Origin of the sequence: Paenibacillus sp. FSL F4-0125, assembly GCF_038008565.1 — a bacterium.
Taxonomy (GTDB): Bacteria; Bacillota; Bacilli; order Paenibacillales; family Paenibacillaceae; genus Paenibacillus_AQ.
In genome coordinates this window covers 5,144,604-5,165,477 of the sequence record NZ_JBBOZJ010000001.1, presented here as the reverse complement: position 1 = coordinate 5,165,477, position 20,874 = coordinate 5,144,604, and the positions used below count along the sequence as shown (strand labels likewise).

The 20,874-nt window shown below is 44.9% G+C and carries 19 protein-coding genes; 18 read left to right on the top strand and 1 reads right to left on the bottom strand.

Annotation, left to right across the window (positions count from 1 at the left end; all coding sequences use genetic code 11):
• Nucleotides 1–20: 20 nt before the first annotated feature.
• From dtd to NST74_RS22910, 17 genes are all read left to right on the top strand, one after another.
• Complete coding sequence (gene dtd, locus NST74_RS22990; RefSeq protein ID WP_341114597.1) at nt 21–464, top strand: D-aminoacyl-tRNA deacylase; 444 nt, start codon at nt 21–23, stop codon at nt 462–464.
• A gap of 160 nt (nt 465–624) precedes the next feature.
• Complete coding sequence (locus NST74_RS22985; protein WP_156114855.1) at nt 625–780, top strand: hypothetical protein; 156 nt, start codon at nt 625–627, stop codon at nt 778–780.
• Nucleotides 781–927: 147 nt separating this feature from the next.
• Nucleotides 928–1,437, top strand: coding sequence for a type 1 glutamine amidotransferase domain-containing protein (locus NST74_RS22980; protein WP_341114595.1), 510 nt, complete (start codon nt 928–930; stop codon nt 1,435–1,437).
• A gap of 44 nt (nt 1,438–1,481) precedes the next feature.
• Nucleotides 1,482–1,931, top strand: a complete 450-nt coding sequence (locus NST74_RS22975) for a hypothetical protein (RefSeq protein ID WP_042130472.1) — start codon at nt 1,482–1,484, stop codon at nt 1,929–1,931.
• Nucleotides 1,932–2,282: 351 nt separating this feature from the next.
• Nucleotides 2,283–2,531 carry a hypothetical protein gene (locus tag NST74_RS22970; RefSeq protein ID WP_341114593.1) on the top strand — a complete coding sequence of 83 codons (249 nt, stop codon included), beginning with the start codon at nt 2,283–2,285 and terminating at the stop codon, nt 2,529–2,531.
• Nucleotides 2,532–2,619: 88 nt separating this feature from the next.
• On the top strand, nt 2,620–3,873 hold the full coding sequence (gene hisS, locus NST74_RS22965) for a histidine--tRNA ligase (protein WP_341114592.1): 1,254 nt from the start codon (nt 2,620–2,622) through the stop codon (nt 3,871–3,873).
• An 83-nt stretch (nt 3,874–3,956) separates the two neighbouring features.
• A complete protein-coding gene (gene aspS, locus NST74_RS22960) occupies nt 3,957–5,735 on the top strand; it encodes an aspartate--tRNA ligase (RefSeq protein WP_341114590.1) in 1,779 nt (592 codons plus the stop codon).
• Between the two features lie 66 nt (nt 5,736–5,801).
• Nucleotides 5,802–6,557 carry a tRNA threonylcarbamoyladenosine dehydratase gene (locus NST74_RS22955; protein WP_060621914.1) on the top strand — a complete coding sequence of 252 codons (756 nt, stop codon included), beginning with the start codon at nt 5,802–5,804 and terminating at the stop codon, nt 6,555–6,557.
• 239 nt (nt 6,558–6,796) lie between these two features.
• Nucleotides 6,797–8,095 carry an NCS2 family permease gene (locus NST74_RS22950; RefSeq protein ID WP_341114589.1) on the top strand — a complete coding sequence of 433 codons (1,299 nt, stop codon included), beginning with the start codon at nt 6,797–6,799 and terminating at the stop codon, nt 8,093–8,095.
• A 129-nt stretch (nt 8,096–8,224) separates the two neighbouring features.
• Nucleotides 8,225–10,408 carry a HelD family protein gene (locus tag NST74_RS22945; RefSeq protein WP_341114588.1) on the top strand — a complete coding sequence of 728 codons (2,184 nt, stop codon included), beginning with the start codon at nt 8,225–8,227 and terminating at the stop codon, nt 10,406–10,408.
• Nucleotides 10,409–10,799: 391 nt separating this feature from the next.
• A complete protein-coding gene (locus NST74_RS22940) occupies nt 10,800–11,081 on the top strand; it encodes a CD3324 family protein (RefSeq protein WP_042130463.1) in 282 nt (93 codons plus the stop codon).
• Between the two features lie 195 nt (nt 11,082–11,276).
• Complete coding sequence (locus NST74_RS22935) at nt 11,277–12,581, top strand: replication-associated recombination protein A (protein ID WP_341114586.1); 1,305 nt, start codon at nt 11,277–11,279, stop codon at nt 12,579–12,581.
• Between the two features lie 376 nt (nt 12,582–12,957).
• Nucleotides 12,958–13,974 (top strand): ABC transporter ATP-binding protein, encoded by a 1,017-nt coding sequence (locus tag NST74_RS22930; RefSeq protein ID WP_341114585.1) that lies wholly within the window; start codon nt 12,958–12,960, stop codon nt 13,972–13,974.
• Complete coding sequence (locus NST74_RS22925; protein ID WP_076117396.1) at nt 13,961–14,896, top strand: ABC transporter ATP-binding protein; 936 nt, start codon at nt 13,961–13,963, stop codon at nt 14,894–14,896. The genes NST74_RS22930 and NST74_RS22925 overlap by 14 nt, the downstream gene beginning before the upstream one ends.
• 4 nt (nt 14,897–14,900) lie before the next feature.
• A complete protein-coding gene (gene opp4B, locus NST74_RS22920) occupies nt 14,901–15,863 on the top strand; it encodes an oligopeptide ABC transporter permease (protein ID WP_339287759.1) in 963 nt (320 codons plus the stop codon).
• A gap of 27 nt (nt 15,864–15,890) precedes the next feature.
• Nucleotides 15,891–16,796, top strand: a complete 906-nt coding sequence (locus NST74_RS22915) for an ABC transporter permease (protein ID WP_341114582.1) — start codon at nt 15,891–15,893, stop codon at nt 16,794–16,796.
• A 19-nt stretch (nt 16,797–16,815) separates the two neighbouring features.
• Entirely contained in the window at nt 16,816–18,663 is a 1,848-nt protein-coding gene (locus NST74_RS22910; protein ID WP_341114581.1) for an oligopeptide ABC transporter substrate-binding protein, read from the top strand.
• A gap of 347 nt (nt 18,664–19,010) precedes the next feature.
• Here the strand turns inward: NST74_RS22910 and mnmA are convergent, their stop codons facing one another.
• The gene (mnmA, locus tag NST74_RS22905) at nt 19,011–20,132 is read right to left on the bottom strand and encodes a tRNA 2-thiouridine(34) synthase MnmA (protein WP_341114580.1); all 1,122 of its coding nucleotides are present in this window, start codon (nt 20,130–20,132) and stop codon (nt 19,011–19,013) included.
• Nucleotides 20,133–20,424: 292 nt separating this feature from the next.
• Between mnmA and cymR the strand changes: the two genes are divergently transcribed.
• The gene (gene cymR, locus NST74_RS22900) at nt 20,425–20,844 is read left to right on the top strand and encodes a cysteine metabolism transcriptional regulator CymR (protein WP_042130450.1); all 420 of its coding nucleotides are present in this window, start codon (nt 20,425–20,427) and stop codon (nt 20,842–20,844) included.
• Nucleotides 20,845–20,874: the final 30 nt, after the last annotated feature.

The window sequence follows — 20,874 nt, the reverse complement described above, 5'->3', positions numbered from 1 at the left end:
GCAAGGAGCGGAGTAGTACGATGAGAGTTGTAGTACAGCGTTGTAAGGACGCCAAAGTAACCGTGGATAGGGCAGTGACCGGAGAGATTGGCAAAGGCTTGATGCTGCTAGTCGGCGTTACGCATGAAGATACAGAAAAGGATGCCAAATATTTGGCGGACAAAATAGCAGGACTGCGTATTTTTGAAGATGAAGCCGGTAAAATGAACTACAGTGTCACGGAGACTGAGGGAGCGATTCTCTCGGTTTCCCAGTTTACTTTATACGGGGATTGTCGCAAGGGGAGACGGCCGAACTTTATGGGAGCAGCAGCTCCAGCGGAAGCCGAGCGACTTTATGATTATTTTAACCAAGAGCTTAGAGCCGGAGGTCTTCAGGTGGAGACGGGCGTATTTGGAGCGATGATGGATGTGTCGCTGACCAATTGGGGCCCGGTTACTCTCATTTTAGATAGCCGCAGTTAATGAAAAGGATGTCGAAAATCGCTTCTATCGGAGCTAACTTTCGACATCTTTTTTTTTGTGTGTTTAAGCTTTGGGCAAAAATCTTGCGCGGATAGAGCCACTTGGAGCTGGATAAACTAAAGGTAGACAGTGATCCCGCACAAGGCAAGGAGCTTAGGTAATGAGACAATCACAGAAGGCATGGGTATGGAGAAGCATCCCGGCACTAGCGGCTGGGAGTCCTGTAGAAGCCTATGCATTAGCCAAAAAGACAGAAGAAGAAATTGAATCTCAAGTGATCAAAGGAAGAAGCCGCAATCTCTTACCGCGTACCTGAAATGGAGGTAGAGGCGGCTTTTTGATGCAGTTAACGGGGTGTATTTTCTGAATAGAGTTTAGAAATCATTGTGATAAGGGTAATAGACGACAAGAAAGAACAATAAGTACCTATTCATATGAACAAGCAGAGAGGAGAACTTATCACATGAGTAATGTTGCGTTTTTACTAGCTAATGATTTTGAAGATTCTGAGATGAAGGTTCCTTATGATGAAGTTATAAAGGCAGGACATCAAGCTGACATTATTGGTTTAAAGAAGGGGGAGACCTTACTAGGGAAAAAGAAAGAGGTCTCTTACGCAACTGATAAAGCTATAGCCGATGTTAAAGCTGGCAGCTATGACGCGATTGTAATTCCAGGGGGTTCTTCCCCCGAAAACTTGCGGCAAAATGCGGATATTCTGAAGTTTGTGAAAGAAGCAAATGAAGCTGGTAAACCAATCGCATCTATTTGCCACGGACCTCAAATTCTGATTAGTGCAGACTTGCTTAAGGGACGTACCATTACCTGCTATCCTCCGCTGAAAGATGATGTTGTGAACGCCGGTGCGGAGTTTAAAGATGAAGAAGTGGTAGTTGATCGTAATTACATTACTTCGCGTACACCGAAAGATGAGCCTGCCTTCGTTCGTGAAATCTTGAAGGTCCTGAAATAGCAATTTATAACACTGAGTCTTATAATCTAAAGGAGGTAATGATAATGACCAGAAAAATCCAAGCATATTTTAGAACGGAAAATGAAGCAGAAGGGGCTAAAATTGCATTGATTAGTTACAAGGTGGATGGCTTGGAAGTTTGGCCGCTCACGGACCCTATTGGGGAAGATCGTAGAATCCTGTTTCCCATCGCGCCATTTAGTAATACAACATTAGCTGCAGGCACAATAGGGACGCTTGGAACGGGTAGCACTCCCGCAGCTGGAGCTATGCTGGCTCCTGGTGTTGCCGCCTCCGAAACTCGGGATGAACCTGAGACCCATTATAGTGTGGATGAAGACCAGGTAAGTGCGGATGTAGCCGATGACGAGCTTACAGATGGGGATTTAAGTGAACTGCGTTATGTGATGGATTTAAGTGTCGCAGAAGAGAATTATAATGAGGTTGTAGAAATCCTTCGGGGTAAAGGGGCATTTGTTGAGCAATTTGATTAACAACAATCTATTAAAATAAACCGCTTTCATGAATGTAATATAATCGTAATATTACATACATGTTTCCTTAATATAGCGTGTTTATAATAAAGGCATGACCCCCTTTTTAATAATATATGATGATGGACCTGCAGCATTTGGCTGCAGGTCATTTTTTTTGTAACGGTTCAAATGAAAGGTTAGAAGTTGAAAGTTGTCGAATTTTTATTCAGCTTCGGTATTTACTGCCTTGACTTTAGCACAGTAGTTCAGTAGAATTTAAAAATATACGATTTTATCATATGGTTTTGATGACGGGAACAAGTAATTCGAGGACCCACAACCCCAGAGAGGAATCCCCTGTAGATTCAGATGACATCTAGTACAATGGATGATTTATCGTTTCCGCTTGGCTGCAAGGATTCTGTTGATGAGCGAATGAATGACCTCCCCGAGAACGTACGGCGAAAGTGGGCAATGATGTTGCCGCGATCAGTAGCCGTTACGCGTAGGCGGGCGTTAACCGCTTTGAGCGGATTCAGAATGGTTCTGATCCGGAATGTGGGTGGTACCACGGGTGTATTATTGGTTATGATAATCCCTCGTCCCTGTTTTTTATAAACAGGACGGGGGATTTTTTGTTTTGTTTAGCATGATGAAGTGATGAAGAGAGCAGATTTAGAGGGGTATTTTTTAGGAGGGATAGACTGTGGCTAAAGAAAGATTCGAGAAACCTACAGGAACACAGGATGTGCTTCCGGGGACTGTGGAGAAATGGCAGTACATTGAAGGGAAGGCTAGAGATTTGTGCCGTCGTTTCAATTACCGTGAAATCCGTACACCAATGTTCGAGAACACGGGGTTATTCGAGCGTGGGGTAGGCGAAACAACGGATATTGTGGAAGGCGAGATGTACACGTTCAAGGATAAAGGCGATCGCGATTTGGCGCTGCGTCCTGAAGGAACGGCAGGTGTAGTCCGAGCTTATGTTCAGAACAAGCTATATGGTGAACCGGATGTAAGCAAGCTGTATTATATCGGACCCATGTTCCGTTATGAGCGTCCACAGGCAGGGAGATATCGTCAATTCCATCAGTTTGGTATTGAGGCTTTTGGAGCCGTGGATCCGGCTATTGATGCGGAAGTAGTTTCTTTAGGCTATCAATTCTATAAGGATCTTGGCCTTAAGGATGTAAGAGTTGAAATCAATTCTGTCGGTAACGCACCTAGCCGTGCAGCTTATCGGGAGAAACTATTGGGTTTCTTAAGACCCATGAAGGATACCCTTTGCAGTGACTGTCAGCGTCGGATTGAGCGTAATCCGCTTCGCGTGCTGGATTGCAAGGTAGATCAAGATAAATTTACAGATGCGCCTTCCATTTTGGATAGTCTGGATGAAGAGTGCACAACTCATTTTGAGAAGGTGAAGATGCACCTTAACATCATGGGAGTGGAATTCACCATTAACCCTCGTCTTGTCAGAGGACTGGATTATTACACGCATACAGCGTTTGAATATAAAGCAGCAGGTATTGGTTCGATTGATACCGTGGGCGGCGGAGGCCGTTACAACGGTTTGGTTGAAGAAATTGGTGGACCGGATCAACCGGGTATTGGTTTTGGGATTGGGCTGGAACGAATTCTCCTCATTCTTGAGGATCAGAAGGTAGAGCTGGAGACGGCGAAGCCACTGGATGTGTACTTCGTAGCTCTCGGTGAAGAAGCTGATATCGAAATCTCTAAACAGCTATATATTCTGCGCAGTCAAGGGTTCTCGGCAGAACGCGATTATTTAGGCCGGAAGATGAAGGCGCAGATGAAATCGGCAGACCGTATGTCGGCACGTTATACTGCCATTCTTGGCGAAGATGAGCTGAAGAATGGGGTCATTACAGTGAAGTCGATGAATACCGGGGAGCAGCGCACCGTGAAGCTGGAAGAGCTGGGTCAGGCACTAGTTTAGACCATCTGACTACATCGTCTTATGGTGACTGTATAGAGAAAGATTAAAAATGTATTTTTAACCATGAAGGGGAATGATAAATTATGCAAAGAAGTCATCATTGTGGACAATTAACGCCAGAACATATTGGACAGACGGTAACCTTGAACGGATGGGTGCAGACTCGCCGCGACCTTGGGGGCGTACTATTTATTGATCTGCGTGACAGAAGCGGTATTGTACAAGTGGTATTTAACCCAGACTACTCTGGCGAAGCCTTACAAATTGCTGATAAGGTTCGTAGTGAATACGTCCTGGCTGTTAAAGGTAAAGTTGTTAAACGTGATGCTGAAACCATTAACCGCAACCTGCCAACAGGTGAAATTGAAGTGCAAATTACGGACATTGAAGTGCTGAACGCAGCTAAGACACCTCCGTTCTTCATCGAAGATGGTGTGGAAGTAGACGAGTCACTGCGTCTCAAATATCGCTATTTGGACCTTCGTCGTCCGGAAATGCAAAGAACCTTGCTGCTTCGTTCGAAAGCTTCTAAGATTTTCCGTGATTTCCTTGACAGTGAAGGATTCATCGACGTAGAAACACCGATCCTGACTAAGAGCTCTCCGGAAGGCGCGCGTGATTATTTGGTGCCAAGCCGTGTGCATGAAGGTGAATTCTTCGCATTGCCGCAATCTCCACAAATCTACAAGCAATTGTTGATGGTGGGCGGCGTGGAGCGCTATTACCAAATCGCTCGTTGTTTCCGTGATGAAGATTTGCGTGCTGACCGTCAGCCAGAATTCACTCAAGTGGACATCGAAACTTCATTCCTGTCACAAGATGAGTTGCTTGGTATGATGGAGAAGCTGATGCAGCGTCTGTTCAAGGAAACTGTAGGAGCAGATATCGAGCTTCCATTCCAACGTTTGACTTATGCTGAGGCTATGGGCAAATACGGATCTGATAAACCAGATCTTCGTTTTGGATTAGAACTTGTAGAAATGAATGATATTGTTGCAACTAGCGGTGTGAAGGTGTTCGCTTCTGTAATCGAAAAAGGCGGCGAAGTGAAATGTCTAAATGCTAAAGGCTGTGGCACTTGGACTCGTAAAGAAATCGATGACCTCGGACCTTATGCCGCTCGTTATGGCGCGAAGGGGTTGGCATGGATTCAAGTGAAAGACGGTGAATTCAAAGGGCCGATTGTGAAATTCTTCTCCGAAGAAGAAATTGCGGCTGTGAAGGAGCGTACAGGCGCTGAAGAAGGCGACCTTCTCCTCTTCTCTGCTGATAATAAAAAGGTTGTAGCAGACGTTCTAGGCGCTCTTCGTGTCAAAATCGGACGTCAACTCGGTCTGATCGACGACAACGTATTCAAGTTCGCTTGGGTTACTGACTTCCCACTCCTTGGTTATGATGAAGATCAGAAACGTTATGTGGCGGAACACCATCCGTTCACTCGTCCACGTGAAGAGGATCTGCATCTGTTTAACACAGATCCAGGTGCAATTCGTGCACAAGCTTATGACATCGTTCTGAACGGTTATGAAGTAGGCGGGGGCTCCATGCGGATTTACAAACGTGACGTACAGGAGAAAATGTTCGAAGCCCTTGGCTTCACGCAAGAGGTTGCTTACGAGAAGTTTGGTTACCTGATGGATGCGTTCGAATACGGTACACCTCCACACGGCGGTATCGCATTCGGTTTAGATCGTCTAGTAATGCTATTGTCCGGTCGTACGAATCTGCGTGAAACCATCGCATTCCCGAAAACAGCAAGTGCAACAGACCTGCTCATGGATGCACCTTCGCCAGTAGATGGTTCACAATTGGAGCAACTGCACATTAAGCTGGCTCTTAAACCGAAGAAAGAAAAAGAATAATTAACTAATCGAAGCGGGCGAGGCAGATTTCTGCTTCGCTATAGCTTTTGAAGGAGGCTGTACCTCATGCTACATCAGTTCTCACGTACGGAACTGGCGATCGGACCGGAAGGTCTGGAGATAATGAAGAACAGCACGGTAGCGGTGCTAGGCATCGGCGGTGTTGGCGGTATGGCTGTTGAGGCTTTGGCGCGCACCGGTATCGGCAGGCTGATTCTGATTGATAAGGATTCTGTAGATATTACTAATGTGAATCGGCAGATTCATGCACTCACCACAACGGTTGGGCAGAAGAAGGCTGAATTGATGGTAGACCGTGTGAAGCTGATCAATCCAGAATGCGAAGCGATTGCGCTCAACATGTTCTATACAGAAGAAACCTATGAGGAATTGTTTAAATTAAAACCTGACTATGTGCTCGATGCTTCGGATACGATTATTTATAAGGTTCATTTGATCAAAGAATGTCTGTCCCGTGGAATTCCAATGATCTCAAGCATGGGCGCTGCCAACAAAATGGATCCTACACGATTCCAGGTAGCAGACATTTCCAAGACAACCTATGACCCTATTGCTCGTGTCATTCGTCAGAAGCTGCGTAAGGAAGGGATTAAAAAGGGCGTGAAGGTGGTATTCTCTACAGAGCCACCAATGAAGCCGCGTCAGGATGTTACGGATAAGATCGTTCCGGAGAATGCGCCGGATCGACGTAAAGCGAAACAACCACCAGCCAGCAATGCATTCGTTCCACCGGTAGCCGGTCTGATCATGGTCAGCGTTGCCGTGCGTGATTTGCTTGAGGCTGGAGGCGTCAGCGTGTAAGGTAAACCGCTGAGCTGAAGCTGTTTCAATTATAGCGAAATTAGTAAATAAAATGGACAAAAGGGCGAGCAGCTGGAATCCAGTTGCGTACGCCCTTTTGTTGTGGTTAGCAGGTGGGTCTGCAAGATGCAGACGACATATAGGCATAATAGCTAAAGCGGGATGAACCGCTGGTTATTTAGCTTATAATCCGGGTAATATCCGCCTGCGGAACTTAATATCAGTGGAGGTTTTTGTACATGAAATCGAATTTTTGGCGAAATAGTGTAGGGCTTGCGCCTGAGAATGAATGGAAACGGGAATGGGCTGCAGGGATCCTCTCGTATTTTGCTTCGGTATATATTGTGATGGTGAATGCGACGATTCTTCATGACGCTGGTATGCCGCTTAGACCGGCCATGGTGGCTACGTTATTGACTGCCATTACAGGCTGTCTATTAATGGCCTTCGGCGGGAAGACGCCGATCATCGTAGTACCAGGTATGGGGATTAACGCCTTTTTCACATACACACTTGTTCATTCCATGAATTTGGGCTGGAGAGAGGCGCTTACGGTAGTCGTTATAACGGGTGTGTTATTCGCTATTGTAGCCTTCACCTCGCTTTATCGCATTCTTAGTGAAGCGATTCCGCAAAACCTGCAGCATGCGATAACTGTCGGGATAGGGCTATTTCTGACCTTTATAGGGCTGCAAAAAAGCGGAATTGTGATCGCACATCAGACCACTTTTGTTGCTATAGGACATTTTAGTGATCCTGCAGTTATCACTTCCTGCGTAACCTTGCTACTCGCTTTAGTACTGTTTATCCGCGGGACCAACGGTGGTTTGCTTATCAGTATGCTGGTTGGTACAGGTCTAGCCTACTTGCTGGGAGCTGCTCACGCGCCTGAGAAGCAGGCATCCGGCCATGTATTTACGGGTTATGGAAGCCTATTTTTTGGAATGGACTGGGGTGGTATTGTAAGCCTCGTATTCTGGATTGCGGTATTCCTATTGCTGTTAATCGTTGTATTTGAAAATATTGGGCTAGTCGCCTCTCAGACGATGATGGCTGGACGTCCTGAGCGCTTCAAGAGCAGCTTACGAGCACTCTCTATTGCCAATATCGCCGCAGGTCTCTTTGGAAGCAGTCCTGTAGTCGCCGCTGCAGAATCCAATGCAGGAATTGCTGCAGGTGGACGTTCGGGTCTGACCTCGCTTGTGACAGGTCTTTTGTTCGGGGCAACATTCTTGTTTCTCCCTTTGCTCTCCTACATTCCAGACAGTGCTATCGCACCGATCTTGATTGTAATCGGTGGCCTTATGGTACAAAATGTGCGTGAGATGGACTTGAACGATTTGACAGAGCTTTTCCCTTCTTTTTTAATCATGGTTATGATTCCATTCACTTATAGTATTGTGGACGGGATGGCTTTTGGCTTCATCACTTATCCGATCGTGAAGCTTGCTGTGGGCAAGGGGAAAGAAGTGCCTCCTGCACTCTATGGGATTGCGGGCTTGTTTGTAGCTAACTTTATTTTACAAGCTGTGCTATAGTGGGGTCTCGCTTGAAAGATTTGGTATTTTAGTGCCGATTGTGCTACAATGGGTATCCTTTTTGTGTGAGAAGAGGGAATGAGGAGAATGAAAATTTAAGCTCGATAAACTTTTAGGAGGTAACTGAAATTGGAAGACAACTTTCAAAGTGCCTATCAAGAGGAAGAAGACAGGCTGAATCAAGCGCTTACTGAGATTGACACCTTATTGGAGAAGCTTAACCAGACTCCGGTGTACACGGGACACGATTATACGGAACAAGTGTTAGAAGCGAACCGTGAACAGAAGCGCAAAGATCTTGCCAAGCTTCGGCAGGAGCCTTATTTCGGACGGCTTGATTTTCAGGGCAATGATGAGAAGCAGCGAAAGGCACTCTATATAGGAAAAATCGGCGTAGACCGCGAGCAGGTAAGCGACCGCCCGCTAGTCATTGACTGGCGCGCACCGGTAGCAAGCCTGTTCTATTCGTTTACCGGTGGTACGGAGCCAGCCTCCTATGAAGCTCCTGAGGGACTGATAGAAGGACTGGTATACCTCAAACGCAACGTGGTGATTCGTAAGCAGATTCTGGAGCGGGTCGCAGATACGTACAATCGGGAGAGTGACGCGCCTGTAGTATCAGACGAGTTTCTCGTCTATCGCTTGGGAGAGAACAAAGACAATCGTCTCCGTGATATTGTATCTACCATCCAGGAGGAGCAGGACAAGATTATCCGTGCGGCCAAAAATACAGCGCTGATCATTCAGGGCGTAGCGGGAAGTGGTAAAACAACAGTTGCACTGCACCGATTAGCCTTTCTGCTGTATCAATACAAGGATCAGGTTTCTGCGGAAAAAATGATTATTTTTGCACCGAACCGGATGTTTCTGGATTACATTTCAGATGTACTGCCTGAACTAGGAGTAGGTAATATTGCTCAGAGCACCTTTCCGGATTGGGCGGCAAATGTACTAGGTCTGGAGCTTCCAGAACAGGATGCGACGGAGACGATGAACCGCTGGTTTGAAACCTCTGGCGGTATGCCTGTGATTACAGAAGAAACGCCGGGACGTTTCAAGGGCTCTACGGTTCTGATGAGTATTATTGAATCAAGTATTAAGCTGCTGGAGACAAGTTCTGTTCCTGAGGGAGATTTTATCCCGTGGGAGGGCGCTGTGCTGCGCCGATCGATGATCTTACGTTGGCATAATGAAGAGTACGCTCCTTATCCGCCAGCGAAGCGGAAGGAACGTGTAATGGCACGGATACATCGCTGGATCGAGATGGAGCTGAAGAAGAGTCCATCGGCTGCAGCTATGAAGGATCGCAAGAAAAAAGGTGCTGCGCGAGAAAAAGCATACAGTGCAAAATGGCCTAAGTACGATCCGTTGACGATCTACAAGCAAATCTTCCGTGCGGCTAAAGTCCCGGAAGATTGGCCTGTGAATCCGCCAGAGAATATTCCGGTAGCTGTGCTGAAGGAAACGGCAAAAGATCTGAAAAAAGGAATTATACGCGAAGAGGATTTACCGCCTCTGTTGTATATCCATTATCTTTTGAATGGAGACGAGGGTGTAACTCGCTTTGATCATGTGGTGATTGACGAGGCTCAGGATTTTTCTCCTTTCCAAATTGCGGTGCTGGATTTATATGTGCGGGGTCATTCCTTTACGATCCTGGGTGATCTGTCACAGGGCATACACGCCTATAAAGGCGTACACGCTTGGGAAGAGATGCAGACCTTGTTTGCCCCTGAGAACACGGCTTATCACGCACTGACACGGAGCTATCGTTCTACTATGGAAATTATAGATTTCGCTAATGGCATTCTATCTTCCGGTGTGGAAAGCTCTCTGCTGGCTGTTCCGGTTTTTCGTAGTGGAGATCCCGTGCGAATGATCGCCTACGGGGAGGATACTGGGGAACTGGTGGCTAATGAGCAAGCTCGTCTGCGGACAATAAGCAACTCACTGAAGTCCTTGTCTGGAAGGGAATACCGTACTGTGGCTGTGCTAACACGTAGTTTGCATGAAGCCACAGAGCTGTACGCTGAGCTGGAGCAGCATTTTGAAGATATACATCTGATAGACGGCAGCATGACGCAATATCAGGGTGGACTATCGGTGCTGCCTGTGTATTTATCTAAAGGCTTGGAATTTGATGCGGTAATCTTAGCGGATGCCGATCGAGATCATTACGGGGCGACAGCATGGGATGCAAAGCTGATGTATGTAGGCTGTACACGAGCGCTCCACGAGCTTTGGTTGCTTCATAATGGGGAAATGCCTTCCTATGTGCAAATGACGGCTGGAAGCGATTCTGAGGGGAATTAAGACTGGTGGAGAACAGTTATAACTGTTTTTGAACTTGTAACTCCCCTATAGGTATGGCTTAATAATAAGTGTCCGGCCGGGCAAGAACACTTCTGGAAGGAGGCTGATTGAGATGATTTCAGTATACGAGGTGGTTTCCGTCTAAGACGGAAACCCGCTTAAAGCGAGGAGGCCGTATGGCCTCCTTATTACTAACATAGGAAGTACCACACTTATCCATAAAAACGAAATTTATGAATTAGAATGTAGACGCTACCAAGAGGTTTTTATATAATGAAGTTACGGATTTTTCCAAATATGAGGAGAAGAAAGGAGGCAGGTGACGTGATTATAACTAAAAACTTAGTTGACCGACGCATAGGGACACACCTGTTGAAGGAGGAAATGCAAGTTGAGTTATGTAAATGGGAAGGATGTGCTCCCCCCTGGCTTGCTCGAAGAGCTTCAGGGATACATCCAAGGTGAACTGCTCTACATCCCGAAGAAAACGGAAGAGCGGGTTAGATGGGGCGAGAACAGCGGTTCGAGGAAAGAGATAGCGAATCGCAATAAGGAAATTTTCAGTTGTCATCGTGAAGGCGATTCCGTAGCTGAGCTTCAAAAGAAGTATCATCTGTCGGAAGAAAGCATTCGTAAAATCATATCAAAAATGAGGCTGGCGATAAACTGCTAGCGTACAATTTGAAAAAAGAGCATGGCTCCCGCCTTTCTAAGACGAGATCATGCTCTTTTTATTTTTACGGAGAATAAGTCAAGGCTGATACAGTGACCTTGCTTGGAAGGGCATCCTAATTCAGCGCTTTGATATGGTATGATAGGGAGAGGTTTACATTGTGCTTTTACAAGAATATAGCAAGGAAGTGGAGTTATGGATTTATTTTCTTTGGGAGAGGACACCGGGGGCGGACGGCTGCTTGCGGACCGAATGAGACCGGAGAATCTGGATGAATATATTGGTCAAGAACATATCATAGGCCGGGGAAAGCTGCTGCGAAGAGCGATTGAGGCTGATCAGGTCTCTTCAATTTTGCTCTATGGACCTCCTGGTTGTGGCAAAACAACATTGGCTCATATCATTTCTCATCATACGCAAGGGGAGTTTGTACGCCTGAATGCGGTGGAGGCTTCCGTAAAGGATGTGCGGGAGGTCATTGAACGAGCTCAAAATAATAAAACACTGTACGGTTCTAAAACGATTCTTTTTCTGGATGAGGTACATCGGTTCAATAGTTCACGTCAGGATGCGCTGTTGCCGGCGGTAGAAAAAGGAACCATAACATTTATTGGTGCAACTACAGAGAACCCGTTCCATTATGTTAACGGAGCGCTTATGAGCCGTTCTACCTTGTTTCAGCTGGAGGCATTAACGAGTGATCACAGTCTGATCGCGATGCGCAGGGCTTTAGAGGACAAGGATAGAGGGCTTGGATTCATGGAGCTTCAGGTTGATGAAGAGGCATTAATGCATATTGCTACGATGGCTAACGGAGATATTCGGCGGGCATTAAATGCTCTGGAATTAGCGGCGTTAACTACTGCTCCGGAGTCAGATGGGAGTGTGCATATCACGCTGGAGGTGGCGGAAGAGTCAATTCGGCGCCCTATTGTGAAAGCAGATGAATCGACGCAGTATGATGTGCTTTCCGCTTTTCACAAAAGCATACGTGGTTCTAGTGATGCTGCGTTGTTCTGGTTTCTATATGCGGTAGAAAAGCTTGGGATGGACCCGATGACATTTATTCGGCGTCTGATTGCGGCTAGTAGTGAGGATATTGGACTGGCGAATCCTCAAGCTATGGTCCAAGCCGTGAGCGCGCTCGAAGCGTATAGGAATAACGGTTGGCCAGAAGCGAGGCTAAACATTGCACAAGCGATTCTTTTTGCGGTGGAGAGTCCAAAGTCTAATGCTGTTGTTACTGCCATTTCAAATGCAATGGCGAGTATGGATGAGATTAAATCTGCCGAGGTACCCTTACACTTACGAGACACCCATTACAAAGGGGCTACTGCGTTAGGGCATGAAGGGTATCAATATCCGCACAATTTTCCGGGGCATTATGTGAAACAGGAGTATTTGCCTAAAGAGATTTCTCAACGTGTTTTTTATCAAGCTACAGAGCAAGGAAATGAAATAAAGATTCGTCATAATCAACGGATCCGACGCGAACAATAGTCCACTAGTGACTGCTACAACCTCCAAATCTCCCCTATTGAACAAAAAAAATAATTTATTCACAATACTATTTATTCCAAAAAAAGGCGGCCTAGAGCCGTTTTTTTGTTTTCTACGTTACATTTAATCACATGAAATAAAATTTTTTTATAGGAAAAGATTGATAATTTACCATAAGTTAATTAAAATGAACTACAAAGTTACGGGAAATCATTTTTTAAATCCGATTGAAATACTTATAGTATCATTAATGGTGTTAATAATGATGACAGTATGTGTTTTGTTATGTTTCATGAAAATAAATACTGTTTATATCAAAATTTACATAATATTTCATTGTATGGATTTTGAAACTCTTGCCGTTAGGGGGATTAATTTGAGCGAAGAATTATTAGAAATCAAAAATTTATCGACATCGTTCAGGATCGCAGATGATTATTATGCCGCAGTAGATGATGTTACCCTATCTGTTCGCAAAAATGAGATTCTTGCTATTGTTGGAGAGTCCGGTTCAGGAAAAAGTGCGCTTGCCTTTTCGATAATGGGATTGCACACAAGGGCAAAAATAGACGGACAAATCAAATACAAGGGTCAGGACATCGTTACTATGGCTCCTGCTGCACTCAACAAGCTGCGTGGTCAAGAAATGTCTATGATTTTTCAGGACCCTTTATCCGCTTTAAATCCGCTTATGATTATCGGTTCACAGATTGAAGAAGTACTCATCCTACATGATTCCAAGCTTTCGAAGAAGCAAAGAAAAGAGAAGGTCATTGATCTCCTGACCAAGGTTGGAATCTCCCGTCCCGAGCATACATATCAGCAATACCCCCACGAATTATCTGGTGGAATGAGGCAGCGGGTTGTGATTGCTATAGCGATTGCCAATGGTCCCAAGCTTTTGATCGCCGATGAGCCGACTACGGCACTAGATGTAACCATCCAATTGCAAATCCTTGAACTTATAAAAAAATTAAAAACCGATATGCAAGCAGGCATTATCTTAATTACTCATGATCTAGGGGTTGTGAGTGAAATGGCTGATCGAGTTGCGGTGATGTACGCCGGACAAATCGTAGAGATCGCAGATATTTATACGTTGACCTCTAATCCGAAGCATCCGTATACAAGATCCTTGTTGAACTCTATTCCAACCGTTAAAGAAGAGAAATCTAGACTTCATGTGATTCAGGGGATTGTCCCGCCATTACAGAATCTTCCGCGTAAAGGATGCCGTTTCTCGGCCCGGACACCTTGGATTCCGGAATGGGAGCACGAGGAGAATCCGCAGCTGCATGAAGTAGCCCCCGGTCATTTTGTTCGCTGCACCTGCCATAATAACTTTCATTTCCCTGATACTAACGAGGAGGCAAGCCACAATGGGACTTCTTGAGGTTAAGAATTTAGCGGTTCATTTTCCGATCCACGGCGGTGTTTTTCGAAGGGAAGTTGGCGTAGTCAAGGCTGTCGATAATGTTAATTTTACCATTGAGGCAGGGCAAACCTATGGTCTCGTCGGTGAATCCGGATCAGGTAAGACAACTACTGGTCGTGCAATCATTGGACTTAATTCTATTACTAGCGGTAGCGTGATTTTTGAAGGGCAAGATTTGGCCTTGAAGGGTGTGCGTAAGCAAAGAAATGTCCGCAAAGACATTCAGATGATCTTTCAGGATCCTTACTCTTCTTTAAATCCTAAGAAACGCGTGCTGGATATTATTGCTGAGCCGTTGAGAAATTTCGAAAAAATGTCTCCGGGGGAAGAAAAGCGTCGAGTACAGGAATTGCTTTTACAGGTAGGTTTAAGCCCTGAGAACATCCTGAAATATCCGCATGAATTCTCAGGCGGTCAGCGGCAGCGGATCGGAATTGCCAGAGCGATTGCCCTCAAGCCCAAACTTATTATTGCTGACGAGCCGGTATCTGCGCTAGATGTCTCCGTACAGGCACAAGTGTTGAATTTCATGCAGGACATTCAAAAAGAACTGAATCTTACTTTTCTATTTATCAGTCATGATCTCGGGATCATCAGACATATGTGCGATCACATTGGGATTATGTATAAAGGACGACATGTGGAGCAAGGGACCGCTAAAGATATTTTTGACAATCCTCAGCATATTTATACCAAACGTCTCATTGCTGCCATTCCTGATATTGATCCGAAGCAGAGAGAAAAGCAGACGGAGTTTAGAAAATCAGTAAGTAAGGAATATGAACAAGCGCACCGGAATTATTTTGATGAAGAAGGCATGGCTTATCCATTAAAATCAATTTCCGAGACTCATCTGGTAGCCTTGCCTGAGAAAGGTTGAGAATATGTGGAAGATTATCGTTCGTAGAATTCTTATAATGATCCCTCAAGTATTTCTATTAAGTATTCTTGTTTTTCTTATGGCGAAGGCAATGCCTGGCGACGCACTCTCAGGGATGCTCGATCCGAATATTGATCCTGCGGCCATTGATGCAATGCGAGAGAAGCTTGGCCTAAATGATCCATGGTACATCCAGTACTGGGATTGGATCACTAAAGCAATACAAGGGGACTTTGGCCAGTCCTTCCGTTTCAAAATGCCGGTCTCAGAGCTGATCGGGCAACGCCTGATGAATACACTTTGGCTAGCCATTGTTACGCTGATTCTTACATACCTTATTGCTATCCCGCTTGGTATTACCAGCGGACGTTATAACGATTCGTGGCTGGATCGCTTAATTACCGGCTATACCTATATTGGATTTGCTGCACCGTTGTTTATTTTTGCTCTTTTAATGGTATGGGTTTTCGGGTTTCATTTTCATTGGTTTCCCACTAGCGGCAGTGTCAGTCCTGGGGAGGTTCCCGGTACGCTAAGCCACTTCTGGAGTAAGTTATACCATCTGCTGCTCCCTGCTCTATCAATGGCCCTGATTGCAACGGTTGGGACCGTACAATATCTGCGAAATGAGATCATTGATACGAAGCAAAAAGATTTCATTCTCACGGCAAGAGCTAAAGGGGCTTCGGAGTCACGTGTATATAATCGTCATATTTTGCGAAATTCCTTATTGCCGATTGCTGCATTCTTCGGGTACGAGATCACTGGGCTAATCGGTGGTACGGTGTTCGTTGAAACGATCTTCAGCTATCCAGGGATGGGTTTGCTGTTCCTCAGTTCGATAACGATCCGGGATTTCAGCGTGGTAACAGCCATCGTTCTACTGTATGGGGTTGCTTCCATCGTCGGTGCGTTGTTATCAGACATTATCTTAAGTATCGTAGATCCTCGTATCCGGATTAAATAAGAAGATGAACATTTTGGGGTGAATGAAATGGCAAAGACAAGCGCAGAGATAGCTCTGCTGCAGGATTCAGATAAAAGTCCATCGGGCTTCAAAATTGTTTGGCGGGAATTGGTGCGTGATAAGTTGGCACTGATCTCACTGATTTTCCTATTTGCGATTATCGCTGCTGTGTATGGAATTTCGTTATTTTTGGATCAAAAAGAAATTGTTACGGTTGACTTGTTCGCCCTATATGAGAAGCCTTCGGCTGTGCACTGGCTGGGGACTGATTATGGAGGACGGGATGTATTCGGTCAATTAATTATAGGAACAAGAAACTCTATGTCTATTGCTTTTATGGTTACATTTTTTACTGGCGTTATTGGGATTCTAGTCGGTTTAGTCTCAGGTTATTTTGGTGGAACGGTAGATAATGTAGCGATGCGTGTTGTGGATTTCTTCATGATCCTACCATTTCTAATGATTGTTATAGCCTTTGTCAGCGCTGTACCTAAATACAATACGTTAACCTTTTCCATTATCATGACTGCGTTTCTTTGGATGGGGATTGCCAGGCTAATTCGTTCCAAGACATTGCAAGAGAAGGAATTGGATTATGTTCAGGCTTCTAAGACCTTAGGCTCCTCCAATCTGAAAATTATGTTCACGCAAGTGCTTCCGAACTTAAGCTCCATCATTATCGTAACGATGACCTTGAATTTGGCAGCTAATATTGGATTGGAATCAGGCCTATCCTTTCTAGGTTTTGGTTTTCCAGAAAGTACACCCAGTCTCGGTACTCTAGTAAGCTATGCGAGAAATCCGCAAACGCTTGAGTTCAGATGGTGGATCTGGTTACCCGCATCATTGCTGATCTTGGTATTGATGTTGAGTATAAATAATGTGGGTCAAGCGCTCAAACGTGCGACCGACGCAAGACAAAGAAAAGGATAATAAGGGAGGAAATGATTAAATGAGAAAACCCATTCGTTCAAAAGCTTTACTAGTTTCATTAATGTTTGTAATGTTGTTTGCTCTTGCAGCCTGCGGCTCCAAGAATAACAATGAGGGGGCTGAATCCACAGCAGCTCCTAGCGCCAGCGCACCTGCGGCAACCGCAGAAGCAACGGCAGCGCCTGAGGCCGAAGACGGACTTTATAACATTAAAGACTTCAGTAACGTTAAGACTAACCAAGGTGAAGCTATTGACGGAGGGACAATTACGTTTGGACTTGTATCCGATAGTCCGTTTGAAGGTACTTTGAACTGGAACTTCTATTCTGGAGATCCGGATGCTCAAGTGCTAAATTGGTTTGATGAAGGTTTGTTAACTTGGGACAAAGACTATGTATATACAAATGATGGTGCGGCTACTTATGAAGTTGCAGAAGATGGACGTACCTTTACTTTTACAATTCGCGACAATGTAAACTGGCAGGATGGCAAGCCAGTAACGGCTGAGGACTGGTTGTTCGCTCATGAAGTCATTGGTAATCCTGCTTATGATGGTCCTCGTTATGGTTCAGACTTCACTAATATTGAAGGTATGGATGAGTACCATTCCGGCAAGGCGAAGACCATCTCCGGGATTAAAGTGCTGGGTGATAAGAAACTGCAAATTACTTATAAGAAATCTACACCTTCTCTGTTAACGGGTAGTGTATGGATTTATCCATTAGCTAAACATATCTTTGGTAGTATGGATGTTGCTAAAATCTCCTCTTCCCCTGAAGTTCGTCAAAAGCCAATTGGCTTCGGGGCTTTTAAAGTAGAGAGTATTGTTCCTGGTGAGTCTGTAGTTTTTGTTAAGAATGAGGATTACTGGCGCGGAGCCCCTAAACTGGATAAAGTAATCTTGAAGGTTATCAACCCAACGACTATTGTGCAAGAACTGAAATCTGGCGGAGTTGACTTGGTGGATTCCTTCCCAATTGATCAATTCCCGGATAATGCAAAGATGTCCAATGTTGAGTATCTCGGGGCTGTTGATCGTGCGTATACTTATATTGGATTTAAGCTTGGCAAATGGGATGCAGAGAAAAAGATTGTTGCTCCCGATCCGAAAGCTAAAATGGCTGATGTGAATCTACGTAAAGCCATGTGGGCAGCTGTAGATAACGATACAGTTGGTAAAAAGTTTTATAAGGGGCTTCGCTGGAATGCGACTACCTTGATCCCACCGTCCCATCCAGAATTTCATGATACTACAAATCCGGGCGTAGCCTTTGATCCAGAAGCAGCTAAAAAGATTTTGGATGACGCTGGTTACAAACTGAACGGTGAATTTAGAACGAATCCGGATGGCAGCGAGCTGAAGATTAATTTCATTTCGATGACGGGTGGAGACATTGCAGAACCGCTGGCTCAATATTATGTACAATCCTGGAAAGCAATTGGTCTGAATGTAACTTTGGAAATGGTAGAGTTTAATACCTTTTATGATCGCATAGGTCAAAATGGTGAGGATGATCCTACCGTTGATGTGTACCAAGGCGCTTGGGGTGTAGGGATTGACGTTGACCCAACGGGTCTTTATGGCAAAGACGCAATCTACAACTTCCCGCGTTACTCGAGTGCAGAGAATGATCGGTTGCTCGCTGAAGGAGTTTCCGAGGCCGCTTTTGATGTAAATAAACGTAAAGAGATCTATAAAGAATGGCAGCAATTCATGGTTAACGAGATTCCAGTATTCCCAACACTTTATCGTGCAGTACTAGTACCAGTAAATAATCGTGTACTGAACTATGCAATTGGTGATGGAACTGGTCTTTACTATAATGACATCGCAGTATCTGCGGATAAAGCTGCTGCAGCTCAATAAGTAGGAATAGCAGGAATTAAATTAATACCAATAGTAATAAAAGAACAGCAGTTCAGATAGCGATTTCTGAACTGCTGTTTTTTTTGTTTCTATTTGAATCGCTGGCTCCATAGTCATTTAGTTGTATTTCATACAACTAAACCCTCATTTTAGAGCTGATAATGTAGTATAACTGCAGTTCATACATCTATTTTGGAATGTGAAGACAGAAAAGGGATATTGGGAGAATTTAGCTGTACATAATACAACTAAGTCAAAAACAAATTCTTAAAACAAGAAATAGCTGTATTAAATACAGCTATTTCTTAGGTTTTTCTAGGGTTTATGTTGTAAGTTATAGACTTCACTTAAGCTTGCGCTGAAGGAACGACCTTTTCTGCATATTCGATCGTGCCGCCGCCGAGACATTGCTCACCGAGATAGAAGACAACGGCTTGGCCTGGCGTAATCGCTTTTTGCGGAACATCAAAGTCTACGTTTATCGTTCCGTCTTCCCGTGCGGTGAGCGTTACACCTTGATCAGGCTGGCGATACCGGAATTTAGCAGTGCATTTTAGCGGCTCAGGACCTAGCTCTTGCCCGTTAATCCAGTTTACACCGGAGGCAATTAGACTAGTGGAGTACAGGCTGTGGTGCTTGTCTCCTTGAACTACATAAAGAATGTTGCGGCTAAGGTCTTTTTCAGCTACAAACCAAGGTTCGCCGTTACCGGATCCGCCAATGCCAAGGCCTTGACGCTGACCCAATGTATAGTACATAAGACCATCATGGCGGCCTTTGATTTCCCCAGTGGCTATATCTACCATATCACCAGATTGTGCAGGCAGATACTGACTGAGGAATTCACGGAAGTTACGCTCACCGATAAAGCAGACGCCTGTGCTGTCTTTTTTCTTGGCAGTATAGAGTCCGGCTTCTTCGGCAATTCTCCGAACTTCCGGTTTGGGAAGATGACCAATCGGGAACATTGCTTTAGAGAGCTGATATTGGCCCAGCGCGTTCAAGAAATAGGTCTGATCTTTATTGTTGTCTACACCGCGGAGCAGCTTGTACACACCATCTTCTTCTATAACACGTGCATAATGTCCAGTCGCTACATAATCGGCGCCAAGCTGAAGGGCTTTGTTCAGGAACTCCCCAAATTTGATCTCTCGGTTGCACATGACGTCTGGATTAGGCGTCCGGCCGGCCTTATATTCATCGAGAAAATATGAAAATACTTTGTCGAAGTATTCCTTCTCGAAATTAACGGTATAGTAAGGAATATCAATCTGCTCGCATACGCGGCGAACATCCTCTGCATCGCTTTCGGCTGTACATACTCCGAATTCGTCGGTATCGTCCCAATTCTTCATGAAGATGCCGATGACGTCATAGCCCTGCTGCTTGAGCAGAAGCGCCGTGACGGAGGAATCGACCCCTCCGGACATGCCGACGACGACACGGGTGTCTTGTTTTGCTTTTGTCATCGTAATCACCATTTCTGTACCCAAAATACCGGTTATTCATGGAACACCCGGCTCAAAAAGTATTATAACATACCTGTCTACTGTAAACCCTAAAATAAGAGGCTCAAAATAGAAAAATGTCCACCAGGGGTGAACATTTTTGCAAAATGTTTCGTTTGCCATTTCATTTGTGACTTCGAATATGATAACATAAACTAAGAGTAATCATCGGAATACCTTGATATGACAAACGCATGACTTACCAAACCAATAGTATACAATAACTAGAAACTAAACCGAAAGAGGTGCCCCTTTGAAAATATCAACCAAAGGACGTTACGGACTAACAATTATGATGGAGCTTGCACTGAAATTTGGTGAAGGACCGACCTCACTTAAGAGTATCGCTGAGAAAAATGGACTTTCTGAGCATTATCTGGAGCAACTAATCGCTCCTCTGCGTAACGCAGGACTTGTAAAAAGCATTCGTGGTGCATACGGTGGATACATTTTATCACGTGAGGCCAGCGCTATTACAGCAGGAGACATCATTCGTGTGTTGGAGGGTCCAATTTCTCCGGTAGATTTCACTGAAGAAGATGATGCGGCAAAACGTGATTTATGGTTGCGTATTCGCGACAGCATTGCCGACGTACTGGATTCCACAACGCTTCATGACTTGATTAATTTTAAAGAAGAGAGCTTGGCAGACAATTATATGTTCTATATCTAGTTACTGTATGTAGAACAAAAACTTAAAATC